Source organism: Pseudomonas sp. ANT_H12B (assembly GCF_008369325.1).
Taxonomy (GTDB): domain Bacteria; phylum Pseudomonadota; class Gammaproteobacteria; order Pseudomonadales; family Pseudomonadaceae; genus Aquipseudomonas.
Genome location: NZ_VOBI01000022.1, coordinates 50,050 through 66,435 on the forward strand (window position 1 = coordinate 50,050; position 16,386 = coordinate 66,435).

The following is a 16,386-nucleotide window of genomic DNA, read 5'->3' on the forward strand; positions in this document are numbered from 1 at the left end:
TTTGCAGTCTAGTGCATCGAATGCGTCGGATTTAAGCTTTATCCATCGCGTCACACAACAGATTTGGGAGGCAAGATGAAAAACATCATCGGTATCTACACCAGCCCACGGGCCCACTGGGTCGGCGACGGTTTTCCGGTTCGCACGCTGTTTTCCTACGACAACCTGGGCAAACACATCAGTCCGTTTTTGCTGCTCGATCACGCCGGTCCCGCTGAATTCACCCCGACCACTGAGCGTCGTGGCGTTGGTCAGCATCCGCATCGCGGTTTCGAAACCGTGACTATCGTTTATAAGGGCGAACTGGAACACCGCGACTCCACCGGCAGCGGCGGCAAGATCGGCCCAGGCGACGTGCAATGGATGACCGCCGCTTCCGGGATTCTCCACGAAGAGTTCCACTCCGAAGGTTTCGCCAAAACCGGCGGCACCCTGGAAATGGTGCAGCTGTGGGTCAACCTGCCGGCCAAGGACAAAATGGCCAACGCCGGTTACCAGACGATTCTCGATGGCGACATCCCGAGCATCGCGCTCAAGGACCAGGCCGGCAGCCTGCGCTTGATCGCCGGCGAGTTCGACGGCCACACCGGCCCGGCACACACGTTTACCCCGATTGACGTCTGGGACCTGCGCCTCAACGGCGGCAAGTTGTTGACCCTGGATCTGCATGAAGGCCGCAACACCGCGCTGGTGGTACTGCGCGGCACGGTTCAGGTCAACGGCCTGGAACTGGTGCGAGAGGGGCAATTGGCGTTGTTCGAACGTAACGGCCATCAGCTCAGTCTGGAAGCCAATAACGACGCCGTTGTGTTGTTGCTCAGCGGCGAACCGATCGATGAACCCATCGTCGGCCATGGCCCGTTCGTGATGAACACCGAGCAAGAGATTCACCAGGCATTCGCCGATTTCCAGTCGGGCCGCTTCGGCCGTATGAGCGATTGAACTCATTGTAGTAATGCTGTGGCGTGCCGGGCCTGGATGACTACGCTTGCTTGGCCGCCTGTTAACGAACAATCAGGTTTCACTTCCGCCGGCCCGTTCGGCATCGATAAAAAGCGAGGATTACCCATGACTACTTCTTACAAACGTCTCGACAAGGATAACGCCGTCGTTCTGTTGGTCGATCACCAGGCGGGTCTGCTGTCTCTGGTGCGCGACATCGAGCCGGACCGTTTCAAGAACAACGTGCTGGCCCTGGCTGACCTGGCCAAGTACTTCAAGTTGCCGACCATTCTCACCACCAGTTTCGAGACCGGCCCCAACGGCCCGTTGGTGCCCGAGCTCAAAGCGCTGTTTCCGGATGCGCCGTACATCGCTCGTCCTGGCCAGATCAACGCGTGGGACAACGAAGATTTCGTCAAGGCGATCAAGGCCACCGGCAAAAAACAACTGATCATCGCTGGCGTAGTGACCGAGGTTTGCGTGGCGTTCCCGGCGCTGTCGGCATTGGCTGAAGGCTTTGAAGTGTTCGTGGTGACTGACGCATCTGGCACCTTCAACGAGCTGACCCGTCAATCGGCCTGGGACCGCATGTCGGCCTCCGGCGCGCAGTTGATGACCTGGTTCGGTCTGGCCTGCGAGCTGCATCGCGATTGGCGCAACGATGTGGAAGGCTTGGGCACCTTGTTCTCCAACCACATCCCGGACTACCGCAACCTGTTTACCAGCTACAACGCGCTGACCAATAGCAAGTAACCCATCCCCCTGTGGGAGCGAGCCTGCTCGCGAAAGCGGTCTGTCAGTCACTGCATGAGTGTCTGTTCTTCCGTCTTCGCGAGCAGGCTCGCTCCCACATTGGTTTCGCATCAAATCCTCCTACACTGTGCCCAATCTGTGAGATCTTCGCGCCAATGGCCCTTGCTGGAGTTGCTTGATGCTGTCACTGCTGACCGATCACCCACTGGTTTGCGCCCTGATCCTGATCCTGATCGATCTCGGGTTGTGGCGATTGATGACCGCCAATGGCAGCAACTGGAAACTGGTCGTGCGACTGGTGATTTTCTCGCTGTTCAGCGTTCTGCTGTTCAACGAGGGCCTGAACCCCATGGAGCCGGCGCCCTGGGCTGACAACGTTGCGCTGCACCTGGCGGCCACCGGTTTGCAGATCGGCTGGTGGCTGTTCGGTGCGCGCACCCTGACGGTGCTGATTGGCGCAGTGATGATGCAGCGGGTCGGGCACACCGGGCGCTTACTCCAGGATTTGCTCGGCGCGGTGATTTTCTTGATCGCGATCATCGCCGCCCTGGCGTACGTACTCGATCTGCCGGTCAAAGGCGTGCTGGCCACCTCTGGTGCATTGGCAATCATCGTTGGCCTGGCCTTGCAAAGCACCCTCAGCGACGTGTTCTCGGGGATCGTCCTCAACACCACCAAACCCTATCAACTGAATGACTGGATCTCCATCGATGGCACCGAAGGCCGGGTCACCGACATCGACTGGCGCGCCACGCGCCTGCAAACGTCCCAGGGCAGCATGGCGGTGATTCCCAACTCGCTGGCGGCCAAGGCCAAGATCATCAACTTCAGCCGCCCCAGTGACATTTTCGGTGTCTCGATCAGCCTGCAACTGAGCCCGCACGCACGTCCGCAAACCGTGATCGATGCACTGGAGCGAGCGATGCAGGGTTGTCGCTATCTGTTGAACAAACCCGCGCCGTGCGTAGCGCTCAAAGGCTCCAGCGCCACGGGCGTGGAATATGAAATCAGCGGTTTCGTGGTCTCGATGGATCAGAAACGCATGGTCCGTAATCTGCTGTTCGACCTGGCGTACCGGCACTTGCAGGCCAGTGGTGTCAGCCTGTTGTCGAACGTCGACCCCAACGCACCCGCCAGCCTGTCACGGCCACGGGCATTGCTGGACGCCTCGAACATTTTCTCGACCTTGCGTCAGGAAGAGAAAGAAACCTTCAGCCAGAACATGACCCTGCAAAACTTCCGCGCCGGCGAAATGATCCTGCCTGCGGGGGAGGTCAGCGATCATTTGTTCATCATCGAATCCGGCGTGGTCTCGGTGGAGCTGAGCCGTGGCGGGGTCAAGTTTGAATCCGGGCGCATGGGGCCGGGTGAGGTGATCGGCGAAGGCGGGATTTTGTCCGATACGGCGCTGCCGGCGGACTTCAGCGCCAAGACGTTCTGCAGCTTGTACCGAATCGAAAAGGAATACCTCAAGCCGTGCCTGGACGCGCGGCATGACATCAGCGAAGCGATGAAGGCGTTGCTGGACTTCCGCTTGAACAAGGCTCAGACGCTGACTCAGGAAGCGCCTACGGTTGTGCAGAAGAAGGGGTTTTTGCAGTGGCTGCGCAATCGAGCGTAGGGGCTGGAAGGTCGTGGAAGCGAGTGTGGCAAAGGCATCTCGGATGAGGACGGCATGGGCAGGAGGCGCCCATTGGCATCCTCAACTTCCCAATAATTGGCTATTTGCTGCATGTCAGTGCGGGATTAACGTAGCTCCCACACCCTTTTGACTGGAGCCCACCATGCAACCGCGTATCGATTTCTACACCGCTTCCCCAGATGCACTCAAAGCCATGATCGCGCTGGAAACCGCTGTTTCGAAGCTGCCTCTGGAAAAATCGTTGATCGAACTGGTCAAGCTGCGTGCTTCCCAGATCAATGGCTGCGCCTTCTGCGTCGACATGCACACCGCCGATGCCCGCAAGGGTGGCGAAACCGAGCGTCGGCTGTATGCGGTATCGGTCTGGCGTGAAACGCCATTCTTCACTCCGCGTGAACGTGCGGCGCTGGCCTGGACTGAATCGCTGACGCTGCTGAGCCAGACCCATGCTCCGGATGAGGATTACGATCTGGCCTCGGCCCAGTTCACGCCCAAGGAACTGGTCGACCTGACCGTGGCGATTTCCACCATCAACAGCTGGAATCGCCTGGCCGTAGGTTTCCGCAAAATGCCTCAGGAGTAAGCCAGACACTCAATGAGCATCGCCACTCGGCGCGGCCGGTGGTTGCACCTTGCGCATCAAGGGCACCATCAGCGTCGCGATAATGAAGCAGACCATGATCATCAGAAACGCATCGCCGTAGGTTTGCGTTTGCGCTTCGCGGTAGGTCAGCAGCCAGAGCTGATGCAGGCTGGCGGTGACGCCCACGTCACCGCTCTGGCCGAGGGCGGCGAAGTTGTTGCCGACCTGGGACAGCCACTGATTCAGTGCTTCGTTGGTGCTGTTGAGGTTTTCCGCCAAGCGGGTGAAGTGCAGGTTGGTGCGGTCATTGAGAATGGTCGCGCACGCGGCAATGCCAATGGCGCCACCCAGGTTTCGCATCAGGTTGAATAGGCCCGAAGCATGTTTGAGCCGCGCCGGTGCCAGCCCCCCCAAGGTCAACGTCACCGCTGGAGGCACCGCCAATTGCTGGGCAATCCCGCGCAAGGCTTGCGGCAACATCAATTCTTTAGCCCCCCAGTCATGGGTGATCGGGCTGAAATCCCACATCGACAACGCGAACAGCCCAAGGCCGGTCATCATGATCCAGCGCAGATCGATGCGATTGGCCAGAAAGGCGTAAAGCGGAATCGCCATGATCTGGAACACCCCGGTGGAGAAAACCGCCAGGCCAATGTCCAGCGCGCCATAGCCGCGCACCCGGCCGAGAAATAGCGGCGTCAGGTAAATGGTGGCGAACAGGCCGATCCCCGTGACGAACGAAAAAAAGCAGCCAAGGGCGAAATTGCGGTCTTTCAAGGCGCGCAGATCGACGATCGGATTGGCGACGTGCAGGGTCCTACCGATGAACGCCAGACCGGCCAGGCTGCTGATCCATGCCGTGGTCACAATGGTGCTGTCGCTGAACCAGTTCCAGCGCGGGCCTTCTTCGAGGGTGTATTCCAGGCAGCCTAGAAACAGCGCCATGAACACCATGCTCAAGTAGTCGGCGCCCTTGAGCAGCGAGAGTTCCGGCTGGTCGATTTTCACCAGCATCGGCACGGCCACCGCGACGAAAATCCCCGGCACCAGGTTGATGTAGAACAGCCAGTGCCAGGAGGAAATGTCGGTGATCCAGCCACCGATCACTGGCCCAAGAGTCGGAGCCAGCGAAGCTACCGCACCGATGGTCGCGGCCGCGATCACCCGTTGTTTGCCGGTGAAGAAAAAGAACGCGGTGGTGAACACCAACGGAATCATCGAACCGCCGAGAAACCCCTGCAGGGCGCGGAAGGCGATCATGCTCTGGATGTTCCAGGCTGCACCGCAGAGCAGGCTGGCCAGGGTGAAACCCACCGCTGAAGCGCAGAACAGCCAGCGTGTCGAGAACACTCGCGAGAGCCAGCCGGACAACGGGATCACGATGATTTCGGCAATCAGGTAACTGGTTTGCACCCACGCGGTTTCGTCGGTGCCGGCCGAGAGCCCGCCGCCGATGTCACGCAACGAAGCGGAGACGATCTGAATATCCAGCAGCGCAATGAACATGCCGATGCACATGGTGGCGAAGGCGAAGACTTTGGTCGCCGTCGTCATGTCGGCAGCATTGAACGATTGCGCGGGGGCGGCGAGGGTGCGACTCATGGCGCGCTGGCCACGGCCGGGGTTTCGGGTTCTGCGCGGGTGTCCACTTCGGCGGTCACCGACAGGCCTGGACGCAAATGGCCGAGCACGCCATCGGCCGGATCGAGCAGGATCCGCACCGGCACCCTCTGAACGATTTTGGTGAAGTTGCCGGTGGCGTTTTCTGGCGGCAGCACGCTGAACTGCGAACCACTGGCTGGCGCGAGGCTGTCCAGATGACCGTGGAATTCACGCCCCGAGAGCACGTCCGCGTGAATGATCACCCGTTGCCCCGGCGTCATGCGCGACAGTTGATCTTCCTTGAAATTGGCATCGACCCACAAACCACTGGCCGGTACGACCGACAGTTGTTGCGAACCGGCCTGGGCATAAGCGCCCACCCGCGCCCGGCGATTACCGATCACGCCGTCTACCGGGGCTTTCAGTTCGGTGTAGCCGACGTTCAATTGCGCCAGATCACGTTCGGCCCGCGCCTGCATCAGTGCGGCGCGGGCTTGCTGTTTCTGGGTTTCGATCACGTTCAACTGACGTTGCGCAGCCAGCAGCTCAGCCTGGGCCCGGGCGCTGAGGGCCTGGGCGGTCTTGAAGGTGGCGTTGGCTCGTTGGGCGCTTTCCACCGAGACGGCGTTGCTACCGACCAGTTTTTTGTAGCGAGCATCGTCATCCCGGGAACGGGCGGTTTCGGCGCCGGTGGCATCGATCCCGGCGCGGGCCTGACCGATCACCGCGTGTTGCAATTGTTCAGTGGCGTCGAGGTTGGCGAGCAGGGCTTCTTCGGCGGCGACAGCACCTTCGGCCTTGGCGAGGTTGGCGCGGTAGTCACGGGCGTCGAGACGAATCAGCACATCGCCGGCCTTTACTTTCTGGTTGTCGGTGACCAACACCTCTTCGATATAACCCGCGACTTTCGCCCCGATCACCGTGACGTCGCCGCCGATGTAGGCATCGTCGGTTTCTTCGATGAAGCGGCCGGCGGTCCACCAGTGGGTCGCATACAACCCGGCGAATACCAGGGCAGCGATGGCAGCAGTCAGCAGAATCAGGCGCTTGAGCAGGGGAGGCTTGGGTGTGCTCACCGGGACAGCAAGGTCGGATTCAAGGCTGGGCATACTGGTCATGGAGATTACCTGTGGGAAACGGGGCTTTATTACGTATGTAATATGACGTAGGTAATATTTTGAGGCAATTGAATTCTATTGCCGGTCGTCAGGATCTTATTTAAAGCAGGCGCCCGAGGTGAGATGGCGCGCATCAACCGCCATTGCTGATAGGCATGCCGGTTTCTCGCTGGAAAATTCGCCCGATGGTCCCGTGGCGTCAACGGCCAGTCCTATGAGCAGTTCACCAATCTCTATTTGAAGCTGAATGTCGGTTCAAGTCGGAGCTGTTTGTCCTGTTTATCGAGTGGTTTCGCTAGCAACTGACATTAAAAGATAGCAGCCGCGACAGCTCCTACTGGGATGCAGATCCATGTAGGAACTATCGCAGGTGTCTTTGCGACGGGTGCTGTAGAACAAGCGTATTAACCAACCGCGGTCCGATTGCTCTGTGCCATCAGTCAGTACTAATGGAACTGCTAGGGTATTGGGCTTACGCTCACGGCTGGACTAAGGAAGTCTATGTGATAGCCGGAAGATCCATCACCAATAGCTAAATGAACCCCACTGATACCTTCATTCATCTGTGAGTTGATTTTGTAGTCAATATTTGGCGCGATAGCCTCGTTTACCCCGATAGCGAACTCCGTCAGGTTGAGTCCGCGAGGACCAGCCGCAAGGTCCAAAAGTTTAATATGCTCCTCGTTTTTTACTTTCAGTGAGGTGATGATGTTGTCTTCAACTGATAATAATGCCCCTTCTTCAGATATGCGATCACTCAGCCAATTTAATGAGGTTCTTAATCCTTCTGGCAATGTCGGATTAGGTTTTCTAAGTACTATCAGTATTCCTGAGATTTTCAAAGTTCCGCTAAAAGAAAACGGGCAAGATTCTTGTGGGTTCATGTGTGCATAATGAACTTCAAAAAACTCTGCCACGGACTGAACAAAGTCGTGTTCTATGTCTTCGGCAAGTAGTGCGTATGCCTGTGCGTGAGGGAAAATAGAGACGCGCGCATCAGCGCCATTACCAGACAGAAAAAAGGATTCATATGAGTTGAGCATGTTCAACACGAATCGCTGTGTGCGTAAGGCATGTTCAAAATTGCTGCTCAGCAAGAGCTCTAGGCTGTAGAGCGCACTGGCTAAGGAAGGCTCGAATACTTGCGTTGCGCAAAAAACGCTTTTTTTATTTTTTGTATTTTTTGCGATATCAAACGTCAATTTTGCAGCGTCATTGCTAAAGGAAAAAATAATACTATTTTTTGGTAGTTTCTCAATCTCAGAAATATTTTCCGTATTGAAACCTAGATTTTCACATTCTCTGAGGAAGTCTTCTGAGTCCGAAATTATTGATAACTCCCCCTGACCAAAGAGCGTAGATATCATTTTTGATGTTGGCATAAAATCCTCCTTAAATCCTCCTTTTCTTTCCAATGAGCGGCAAGAGAGTTCTTGTCGCTCATTGGTGTTATTTACTCTCCAGTGTGAGCCCACGCCAGAGGTGCCCAACCAAAATTATCCGGGCCGGAAGTGATTCGATTGAGTTTTTCTTTGATGATATTTTTCTTTTTCATCTGATCTTCCTTTTTCATTTTGTTGGTTTGTACTCCCGGAAATGTTTGGGAGTGGACTAATTAATACAGGATTTTTTGATGTGTTAAATGATTTTTTAGGGGGTTTTTAGAATTAATTTGACTGTTAGCGTTTTCGTAAAGCTCTATAGGTTATTTGTGTAGGGCGTATCTGTAATCTTGTTCTGAAAATTTAATGTTTTCCTTTTTTTTGGTTGTGGCTGATGACCCGATGTCGTTAGGTTGGTTTATGGGGGTTGTTTTTGAAAGCTAAATGTTCAACTGTTAATAGAGGGTTACATAGTGCATGCATCAAAGAAATACCTGACAGATACGTCCGTCCATCAAGCCCTGCTACTGGTTGATCTTACCGAGGCAAGCGCTCCCGATCACGCCGTCCGACTATTGCTAAATGAAATACTTCAGGGGCTTGCTGAAAAAGGCTGGCCCCAAGCGCAACTTCAGACCGGACCGCGAATTGTGTCCGCTGAAGAAAATTACGGTTTGCTGGGTTATGACCCAGCAGAAGTCACACTTGGGAGTGAACACACCCGTTGGGTCGATGAGTGTTCCCTTTTGCGAACACAAACCACCAGTCAAATTCCGGCGGCACTTCAGCGTGCGGCTCAGGTGCGGCAACCGGGGGAGACGATATTGCTGGCCGCGCCAGGTATCACTTTTCGTCGAGATAGTCGGGACCGTTGGCATTGCGCAGAACCACATCAAATGGATATCTGGGTGCTGGGTGATCCGGATCTGTCGACGCATTACCACTTGTTGCGTCTGGTCAGCGATATCCTCAAAACAGCCGTTCATGACAAAGCTTGGGTCTACAGCGATAGCCCTCATCACTATACGGAGGGCGGAATCGAAGTGAATGTGTTGAATGACGGCGCTCCGGTCGAGGTGCTGGAGTGCGGTCGTATTGCTGCATCTTTGTTAGAGCGCTTGAAGATTGATCCGCAGCGTCATGGAGGGTTGGCACTCGGGATGGGGTTGGATCGACTGACCATGCTGCGCAAGGGAATTCCGGATATTCGCTTGCTACGTGATCAGAACGTACGAGTACAGGCGCAGATGCATGATTTGAATCCCTGGAGCGCTGTATCACGTTTGCCTTCGATTGCTCGTGATATTTCGTTGGCGGTAACGCCAGGGTTAAGTGAGGAAGTGTTGACGGAGAGGATGTTACAAGCTGCTGGCGCCAACTCTGGCTGGATCGAGGAGATGCAGGTCAAGGGACGTTGGGGATTCTCGGATTTACCTGTGAAGGCAATTGAACGCCTCGGACTACTGCCGGGCCAGGAAAATGTGCTTCTTCGCGTTGTACTGCGTGATTGTTCGCGATCAATCACTACCCACGAGGCGAACGCCTTGTATGCGAACATTCAGTCGGCATTGCATGAAGGTGCGCCGGGGGCGGGTTACAGAATGGACCTTCCAAAGGCTTGAAACTGCCATTGTGGAATTGTCCAAGTAATCACTGAGGCACCGTGTAATCGTTCATCGCGAGCAAGCTCTCTTCCACAGGGACCGCGTAACTGCCGATTGAAGCGGGTCTTCAGTGATGACTGGTTGGAAAATCCCTCGGGAATCCAGCATACAAATGACACAAACGGAAATCGGAGACGGTCATTTCGGAAACCTCCCACACCCAGAATTTGAGCTTCCCGGTAGGGTCAACGGCCCCGGCACTCTGCCGGGACACCTCCAAGGAAGAACGAACCATGATCAGAAAGGCCGTTATCGTTTTCAGCGGCGGACAAGATTCGACCACCTGCTTGATTCACGCATTGCCGATGTACGATGAAATTCTCTGCATTACGTTTGATTATGGCCAGCGCCATCGTGCGGAAATCGAAGTGGCGCAACAGCTTTCAAAACAGCTTGGCGTGAAGATTCACAAAGTATTAGATACTTCTCCGTGCAAAAGGGATGAAAATATTTCTGGATAACAAAGCTGATGTCATGAATAGTTTAAAAATAAAGCTAAACCTACAATAGGCAGCATAATCATGAGGGGTGATTTTTAACCCCCCTTGTCTCATGCCGCTTGCCTGTCTGGCATGCACTTTTGAAATAATGATCTTGCCCCGTATGCGGGCAAAATATTAAAAATAGCAAAAAGCATTTTTATAACTATCTGAATATAGACAATATTAAGTATGTCGCTATTTTGCATGGAGCCGTAAAATGCAATAAAGCAAAAAATAAAGCTGTCTATTATCACCGCAAAGAAAGTGCTGAAAAATACTCGAAGAAATAGAAATCTGGAGTTCGTGAGTTTTTTTATTCTGCAAAGAAGATACGAGTTCACGTATTCAGAAATTAGAAATGATACGGAGGAGGCTACTAAGATAGATGATACATGGCCAATAACCTCGTTATAGGATACATCAAGTTTCCAGCCAGGTAGCCCCGGTAAGTAAGTCGATGCACCAAGCAAAACCATAATAAATGTGTTGCATGAAAATACAAGAAGGATGGCTTTTTTAGCCAGTCTAAGTCCGTAAAACTCATTTAATAAATCAACGATTAAAAATGTCAGTGGGTACAGAAAAACTCCCGGTGTAACGGTAATGTCAAATTGTTCTAAATAAACGGGTTTTGCTGCACCAATATTTGCAAAAATGTAAAGCGTAAAAAGTAGAAGGTTTAGTGCGACGTATATGGCCCATGATTTTTCATGGCGGTCAGTCATTTCGTATGCTGTCAACGCAGTCCCGCGCGAATAGAATTTTCTATATATATCTTTTATTTCTGCTTTGTTTAAATTGTCTAGTATGTCGCTTTTTATGAGCTTGCCTAGATTTACCTTGATGATTTTTCCCGTGGAAATAATCATGATTACCGCAAGCTCTTTGCTGTTTTCAAATCCTAATAACTTGTACTTGCTGTTTTCGATTGCGCTGTTATCAACCATTAAACCTTTCCTCTATAACTTCTCCCACGGTATAAATGACATCAGAATCAAGAAAATTTTCATTGATTATAAATAATTTTCTTGTGCTTTTGTCGTACATGAGTTTTTCTCTATCATTATTTGAGACGCCTTTTTTTATTATCAACAAGTCGCCAGGTCCATTGGCGCCACTGATTTCGCTTTCCAGAAGTACACCGATTAAATTGCACGCTGCACCAAAATAATATGTCAGGGGATGAAGTGTGGCTAGCTCGCCAATTCTTTTATCTAGATTCTGAATTAGCAAACTCTCTTTGATTATAGGAACTGCCGCTGGATTCATGTTTCCTTGCAAGGAAACGCTGTTTTCAATAAATTCTTTCTCCTCAAAATCTACGCTCTCTATTTCTTTGTACGATACGCCAAAAAAGTTAGAGATCTTGCGAATTGTGGACTGTTGAACATTTACAACCTTTCCCTCCAGTATGTTGTATATCGTGGTTCTGGTTAATCCAGTGGAGTTACATAAAGATAGCTGCGTCTCTCCTCTACTTTTTATTAAGTATTTAATGTTGTTCTTTAGGTTTTCTGTTTTTTCTTTTCTATACATTGAAAAACCCCATTTGTTTGTTTGCTGCAAAAAATCTTGTTATCTCAACGAATTAATCATGTCGATACTATTTTTGGAAATTCCGAATCCTGCATGCATGAATTATGTGCAAAATAATGTCGCAAGCACGCTGGCAAACGTTAAATAATGTTTCCTCGTGGGGCGTGCGAGCAATATCAGCGAATTTTCTTACAGAAATGAGGAAGTAATAATTGTTTTATGTGCGGCACAGTTTGCAATGGGAAATCTCCTCTATTTTTTTTTATCGAATCTCGCGAAATGTGCAAATATTAACCACTTATAATCATTTTTTTACACAGATGTTCACTTGTTTGATTAACAAAGTTAAATTTATTATTAATGTTTTTACCTCTCTAATAACACGCGTACAGTAAGCAGCGTTGTCCCGGCTAGCAGTGTGGGACTTGTATTTTTTAACTTGCAAGGAGCTCTGTTATGAAAACATCCGCCATCAAATCCGCGGAATCACCAAACGATTCCCCCAACGACACCGTCGATTCACCCCATCCCTCCAAAATCACCGAACATCTCGTCAGCGTCCCCTTACGCAATCCCACTCGTCCCGAACCTGCCAACCATTTCTTCGCCGTCGTTCCGGATGTCAATACGGAATCCCTGCTCTGTCAGGCCTCTGAAACGCTTGCTTCCCTCAGTGTCATGGCCACCGATCTCGCCCGTGAATTGGAAGGCCCGCGTCGCCATGTCATTTTGGCTATTCAGCAACTGTCCGCGCTGGGCGAACTGCTGGTCAATCGAGCGCTGGACAACCTGGAGCCGCCCCGGGGATCGTCTGAAGGTCGTCCAACTGCCAACGCTGAATAATCGTGTGCCTTTCCCCAACGGAGGTTTTTCATCATGGATCGATACATGCCTGTCACCGGCATCGACTGCAACGTCCCATCATTGCTGATCGACACCGAAGCACCACTGGATGTGCTGCATGAAACCGCGGCCTATCGCATTCGTACTGCAACGCAACTGCTGGAGAGTTTTGCGTTTGGCGAGGGTGTCCACAGTGAGCTGGCGCGGGTGTTGGTGACCTCACTGCGCGATGGCTGTGATTTGATGGATGTCGTAGGGCGACGACTGCAGTTGCTGGTTTCAACGTAGAAAAAAGGCGCCTTTTGGCGCCCCTTTTCAAACAGGTCGGCTTTTCATTTTCCTGTAGTCGTCTGGGGCTCTCGCTGTGGCACATGGACGGGGTGTCGGTTATTGGTTGGCGAATTTCACGCTGGCCACCTTCACCCCATCCTGCCCATCCCGACTGCTAACCCCCTCCAACCAAGCCTCCAGCACCGCCGGATTAGCCTTCAGCCATGCCTTGGCCGCCGCTCGCGGTTTCTGATTCTGGTTCAATACCGCATCCATCAACTGGTTCTCCATGGCCAACGTGAACTCCATGTTCTGCAGCAATTTGCCGACATTGCTGCACTCCTTCAGGTAGTCCTTGCGCACATTGGTGTAAACCGTGGCCTGGCCGAAATTCGGCCCGAAAAAATCGTCGCCACCACTCAGGTACTTCATTTTGTTGCGGGTGTTCATCGGGTGCGGTTCCCAGCCGAGGAACACCATCCATTCGTTCTTGCGCGTGGCGCGTTTGAGTTGCGAGAGCATTGCTGCTTCGCTGGATTCGACGATTTTGAAATCCTTCAGGCCGAAGGCGTCCTTGTCGATCATGCTCTGGATCAGGCGGTTGCCGTCGTTACCCGGCTCGATGCCGTAGAGCTGGCCGCGAAGTTTGTCCTTGAATTTTGCGATGTCGGCAAAGTCGTGCAGCCCTGCGTCATACACGTAATCGGGCACCGCCAACGTGTACTTGGCGCCATGCAGATTGGCGCGCACGGTTTCTACGGTGCCGGCGTCGCGGTAAGGCTTGATGTCGTTTTCGGTGGTGGGCATCCAGTTGCCAAGGAACACGTCAAGCTCTTTGCCGGACGATAGCGCGCGGTAGGTCACGGGAATCGACAGCAGGGTGGTTTTGGTTTTGTAGCCGAGGGACTCCAGTACCTCGCTGGCGATGGCTGTGGTGACGGTGATGTCGGTCCAGCCGACATCGGAAAAACGCACCGTGGCGCAGGATTGCGGTTCTGCGGCCAAGGCCTGCAACGGTAGGCTGAGGGATGCAAGCAAGAGCAAGGCTTTCATGGGATCAACTCCTCAAAGGTAAACGTCAGCAGCGGTTTGGGGTGTTCAGGATCTTGTTGTTATGGATGGAGCAAAAAACCTGCTTTAACGCGTCGACCCTGGCCCGTCAGGGTTGATCGACACCGAACCAGTTCAGTGGCGTCGGTTCGGTGTTGAGGTAGATGTGCTTGAGTTCGGTGAATTCATCCAGCCCGGCCCGTGACAGTTCGCGGCCGATGCCGCTGGACTTGTAGCCACCCCACGGTGCCTGCGGGAATGCCGCGTTGTAGTCGTTGATCCACAAGGTGCCGACCCGCAGTCGCTTGGCCATGCGATATGCCTTGCCGATGTCTTTGGTCCAGACGCCGGCCGCCAGACCATAGGGCGTGTCGTTGGCCAGTTGCAGCGCTTGGGCTTCGCCGCTGAAGCGCTCGACGGTGATCACCGGGCCGAAGATTTCTTCCCGGGCGATCGACATGTCGCCCGTGACATTGCCGAGCAGGGTCGGCTTCAACCAGAACCCACGTTCGAATTGCTCGGCAATCGTGCCGCCGGCCAGCAATGTCGCGCCTTGCTCGACGGCGCCGGCAATCATGGTGAGGATCTGGTCGCGCTGGCCGGCGCAAATCAGCGGGCCCATTTGCGTCGACGGATCGAGGCCATCGCCCAAGCGAATGTTCAGGATCCGTTGCTGCAAGGCTTCGACAAATCGATCATGGATCGCGTCTTCAACCAGCAATCGAGAACCCGCGGAGCAAATCTGCCCGGCATTGAAAAACACCGCGTTCAGCGCCTGATCCAGCGCCACGTCGAAGTCGGCATCGGCGAACACGATGTTCGGATTCTTGCCGCCCAGCTCCAGCGCCACACGCTTGAAATTGCCGGTGGCCGCGCGCATCACCTTGCCGCCGGCACCCGCGCCACCGGTCAGCGACACCAGGTCCACCTCATGACTGGCCGCCAGCAGTTCACCCACATCACCGGGACCACAGAGCAAATTGAATACACCGGCCGGCAAGCCTGCCTCAGCCAACAATTGGGTCAAACGATGGGCCGTCATCGGCGTCAGGCTGCTGGGTTTGAACACCACGGTGTTGCCGGCAGCCAGGGCCGGGGCGATCTTCCAGACGGCTTGCAGCAACGGATAATTCCACGGCGCGATCAAGGCGCACACGCCCACCGGTTCGCGCTGGTTGAAGCTGATGACATGGGGCGGAGCATGGCTGTTGACGCTGGCACTTTCGGTTTCCAGCAGCGCCGCGTAAAAGCGAAACGTCGCCACCACATTGCCGACGTCGCCCAGGCTTTCGCCCAGCGTCTTGCCGGCATTGAGCGTTTCCAGACGAGCCAGATTCGAGGCGTCCCGTTCAATCAGATCGGCAATGCGCTGCATCAGTCGGGCACGTTCGGTGACCGCCATCGTCGGCCACACCCCCTCATCGAACGCCTGGCGCGCGGCATTGATCGCACGCTGCGCATCGACAGGACCGGCCACGGCCACTTGGGCCAGCACTTCTTCGGTCGCGGGGTTGATGACGTCGCGGTAACGCGCCGTTTGTGGCGCTTGCCAATCACCTGCGATGAACAACGGAATCTGCAGCATTTGTGTCTCCAGCCAGTGGGTCGTGGCCGTCACTATGGCTGCGACCGCAGTGCGGCTCTTGATCAAACGCGGCATAACAACGCCGTTTTCTCACGGTCGCAGCGTCGCGGGATAACGGCAGTCAATGTCGTTTCCCGTCAAGTGCGGGCAGGGTGTCTCTCTACACTGGCAAACAACCGATAAACGAGCTATGGGGCGACGCTATGAATCAACCTGTCGAGCAACTGAGAATCCGCCTGGCCTGCGCCTTTCGCTGGGCGGCACGGCTGAATCTGCACGAGTCCATCGCCAATCACTTCAGCGTGGCGGTGTCGGGGGACGGTCGGGAGTTTTTGATCAACCCGTACGGCAAGCATTTCTCGCGGCTCAAGGCCAGCGACTTGCTGTTGGTCAATGCCGATGACCCTGCCAGCCTCGATCGCCCGGACGCGCCGGACATCACCGCGTGGGCCTTGCACAGCGCCTTGCACCGCAACCAGCCCCACGCTCGCTGCATCCTGCACACCCACTCCAAATATGCGACGGCGCTGGCCTGCCTGACGGATTCGCGGCTGCCGCCGATCGAGCAGAATTGCATGCGCTTTTTCGAACGGGTGGCCATCGACGAAGGGTTCGACGGCATGGGACTGGGGGACGAGGCCGAGCGCGTCAGCCATCTGCTGGGCGACAAACCGATCATGTTGATGGGCAATCATGGCCTGCTGGTCGCGGCGCCGACCATCGCCCAGGCCTTCGACGATCTGTACTACTTCGAACGGGCCTGCGAGACCTACATCACCGCGCTGTCCACTGGCCGCGAGTTACGCATCGCCAGCGATGAAATCGCCCGCAAGACCTGTCGGCAATGGCTGGATTACCCAGGCTTCGCCGACAAGCATTTCAACGCGCTGATGAGCATTCTGGATGAAGAAGAGGCGGGCTATCGACTATGAAA

At 54.3% G+C, this 16,386-nt stretch carries 15 protein-coding genes and 1 pseudogene; 9 read left to right on the forward strand and 7 right to left on the reverse strand.

Annotation, left to right across the window (positions count from 1 at the left end):
• Positions 1–75: 75 nt before the first annotated feature.
• The 4 genes from FQ185_RS25980 (at position 76) to FQ185_RS25995 (ending at position 3,920) form a co-directional block, all read left to right on the forward strand.
• A complete protein-coding gene (locus FQ185_RS25980) occupies positions 76–942 on the forward strand; it encodes a pirin family protein (protein ID WP_149419943.1) in 867 nt (288 codons plus the stop codon).
• Between the two features lie 126 nt (positions 943–1,068).
• Positions 1,069–1,695: an isochorismate family cysteine hydrolase YcaC gene (gene ycaC, locus FQ185_RS25985; RefSeq protein WP_149419944.1), complete on the forward strand. Its 627-nt coding sequence runs from the start codon at positions 1,069–1,071 to the stop codon at positions 1,693–1,695.
• Between the two features lie 178 nt (positions 1,696–1,873).
• Entirely contained in the window at positions 1,874–3,316 is a 1,443-nt protein-coding gene (locus FQ185_RS25990; RefSeq protein WP_149419945.1) for a mechanosensitive ion channel family protein, read from the forward strand.
• Positions 3,317–3,479: 163 nt separating this feature from the next.
• Positions 3,480–3,920, forward strand: coding sequence for a carboxymuconolactone decarboxylase family protein (locus FQ185_RS25995; protein ID WP_149419946.1), 441 nt, complete (start codon positions 3,480–3,482; stop codon positions 3,918–3,920).
• Between the two features lie 9 nt (positions 3,921–3,929).
• On the opposite strand, the gene FQ185_RS26000 is transcribed toward FQ185_RS25995, so the two are convergent.
• The 3 genes from FQ185_RS26000 to FQ185_RS26010 all read right to left on the reverse strand — a co-directional run bounded on the left by FQ185_RS26000 (position 3,930) and on the right by FQ185_RS26010 (position 8,022).
• A complete protein-coding gene (locus tag FQ185_RS26000; RefSeq protein WP_149419947.1) occupies positions 3,930–5,522 on the reverse strand; it encodes a DHA2 family efflux MFS transporter permease subunit in 1,593 nt (530 codons plus the stop codon).
• Positions 5,519–6,640 carry an HlyD family secretion protein gene (locus tag FQ185_RS26005; RefSeq protein WP_149419948.1) on the reverse strand — a complete coding sequence of 374 codons (1,122 nt, stop codon included), beginning with the start codon at positions 6,638–6,640 and terminating at the stop codon, positions 5,519–5,521. The genes FQ185_RS26000 and FQ185_RS26005 overlap by 4 nt, the downstream gene beginning before the upstream one ends.
• A gap of 458 nt (positions 6,641–7,098) precedes the next feature.
• Entirely contained in the window at positions 7,099–8,022 is a 924-nt protein-coding gene (locus FQ185_RS26010; RefSeq protein WP_149419949.1) for a hypothetical protein, read from the reverse strand.
• Between the two features lie 473 nt (positions 8,023–8,495).
• Here FQ185_RS26010 and FQ185_RS26015 point away from each other — a divergent pair, with 473 nt between their 5' ends.
• Together FQ185_RS26015 and FQ185_RS26020 are read left to right on the forward strand one after the other, a co-directional pair.
• The gene (locus tag FQ185_RS26015) at positions 8,496–9,644 is read left to right on the forward strand and encodes a hypothetical protein (protein WP_149419950.1); all 1,149 of its coding nucleotides are present in this window, start codon (positions 8,496–8,498) and stop codon (positions 9,642–9,644) included.
• Between the two features lie 275 nt (positions 9,645–9,919).
• Positions 9,920–10,114: pseudogene (locus FQ185_RS26020) on the forward strand (7-cyano-7-deazaguanine synthase); the annotation flags it as partial.
• A 122-nt stretch (positions 10,115–10,236) separates the two neighbouring features.
• Here the strand turns inward: FQ185_RS26020 and FQ185_RS26025 are convergent.
• A complete protein-coding gene (locus FQ185_RS26025; RefSeq protein ID WP_149419951.1) occupies positions 10,237–11,115 on the reverse strand; it encodes a queuosine precursor transporter in 879 nt (292 codons plus the stop codon).
• On the reverse strand, positions 11,108–11,704 hold the full coding sequence (locus FQ185_RS26030) for a helix-turn-helix transcriptional regulator (protein ID WP_149419952.1): 597 nt from the start codon (positions 11,702–11,704) through the stop codon (positions 11,108–11,110). The genes FQ185_RS26025 and FQ185_RS26030 overlap by 8 nt, the downstream gene beginning before the upstream one ends.
• A gap of 456 nt (positions 11,705–12,160) precedes the next feature.
• Between FQ185_RS26030 and FQ185_RS26035 the strand changes: the two genes are divergently transcribed.
• Both FQ185_RS26035 and FQ185_RS26040 read left to right on the forward strand, forming a co-directional pair.
• Positions 12,161–12,547, forward strand: a complete 387-nt coding sequence (locus tag FQ185_RS26035; RefSeq protein ID WP_149419953.1) for a DUF6124 family protein — start codon at positions 12,161–12,163, stop codon at positions 12,545–12,547.
• A gap of 33 nt (positions 12,548–12,580) precedes the next feature.
• Positions 12,581–12,835, forward strand: coding sequence for a hypothetical protein (locus FQ185_RS26040; protein ID WP_149419954.1), 255 nt, complete (start codon positions 12,581–12,583; stop codon positions 12,833–12,835).
• Between the two features lie 99 nt (positions 12,836–12,934).
• Here the strand turns inward: FQ185_RS26040 and FQ185_RS26045 are convergent, their stop codons facing one another.
• Both FQ185_RS26045 and FQ185_RS26050 read right to left on the reverse strand, forming a co-directional pair.
• Positions 12,935–13,870, reverse strand: coding sequence for a choline ABC transporter substrate-binding protein (locus tag FQ185_RS26045; RefSeq protein WP_149419955.1), 936 nt, complete (start codon positions 13,868–13,870; stop codon positions 12,935–12,937).
• A 106-nt stretch (positions 13,871–13,976) separates the two neighbouring features.
• Positions 13,977–15,527, reverse strand: coding sequence for an aldehyde dehydrogenase family protein (locus tag FQ185_RS26050; RefSeq protein ID WP_256730505.1), 1,551 nt, complete (start codon positions 15,525–15,527; stop codon positions 13,977–13,979).
• Between the two features lie 128 nt (positions 15,528–15,655).
• Here FQ185_RS26050 and FQ185_RS26055 point away from each other — a divergent pair, with 128 nt between their 5' ends.
• A complete protein-coding gene (locus FQ185_RS26055) occupies positions 15,656–16,384 on the forward strand; it encodes a class II aldolase and adducin N-terminal domain-containing protein (protein ID WP_149419956.1) in 729 nt (242 codons plus the stop codon).
• Positions 16,385–16,386 lie beyond the last annotated feature (2 nt).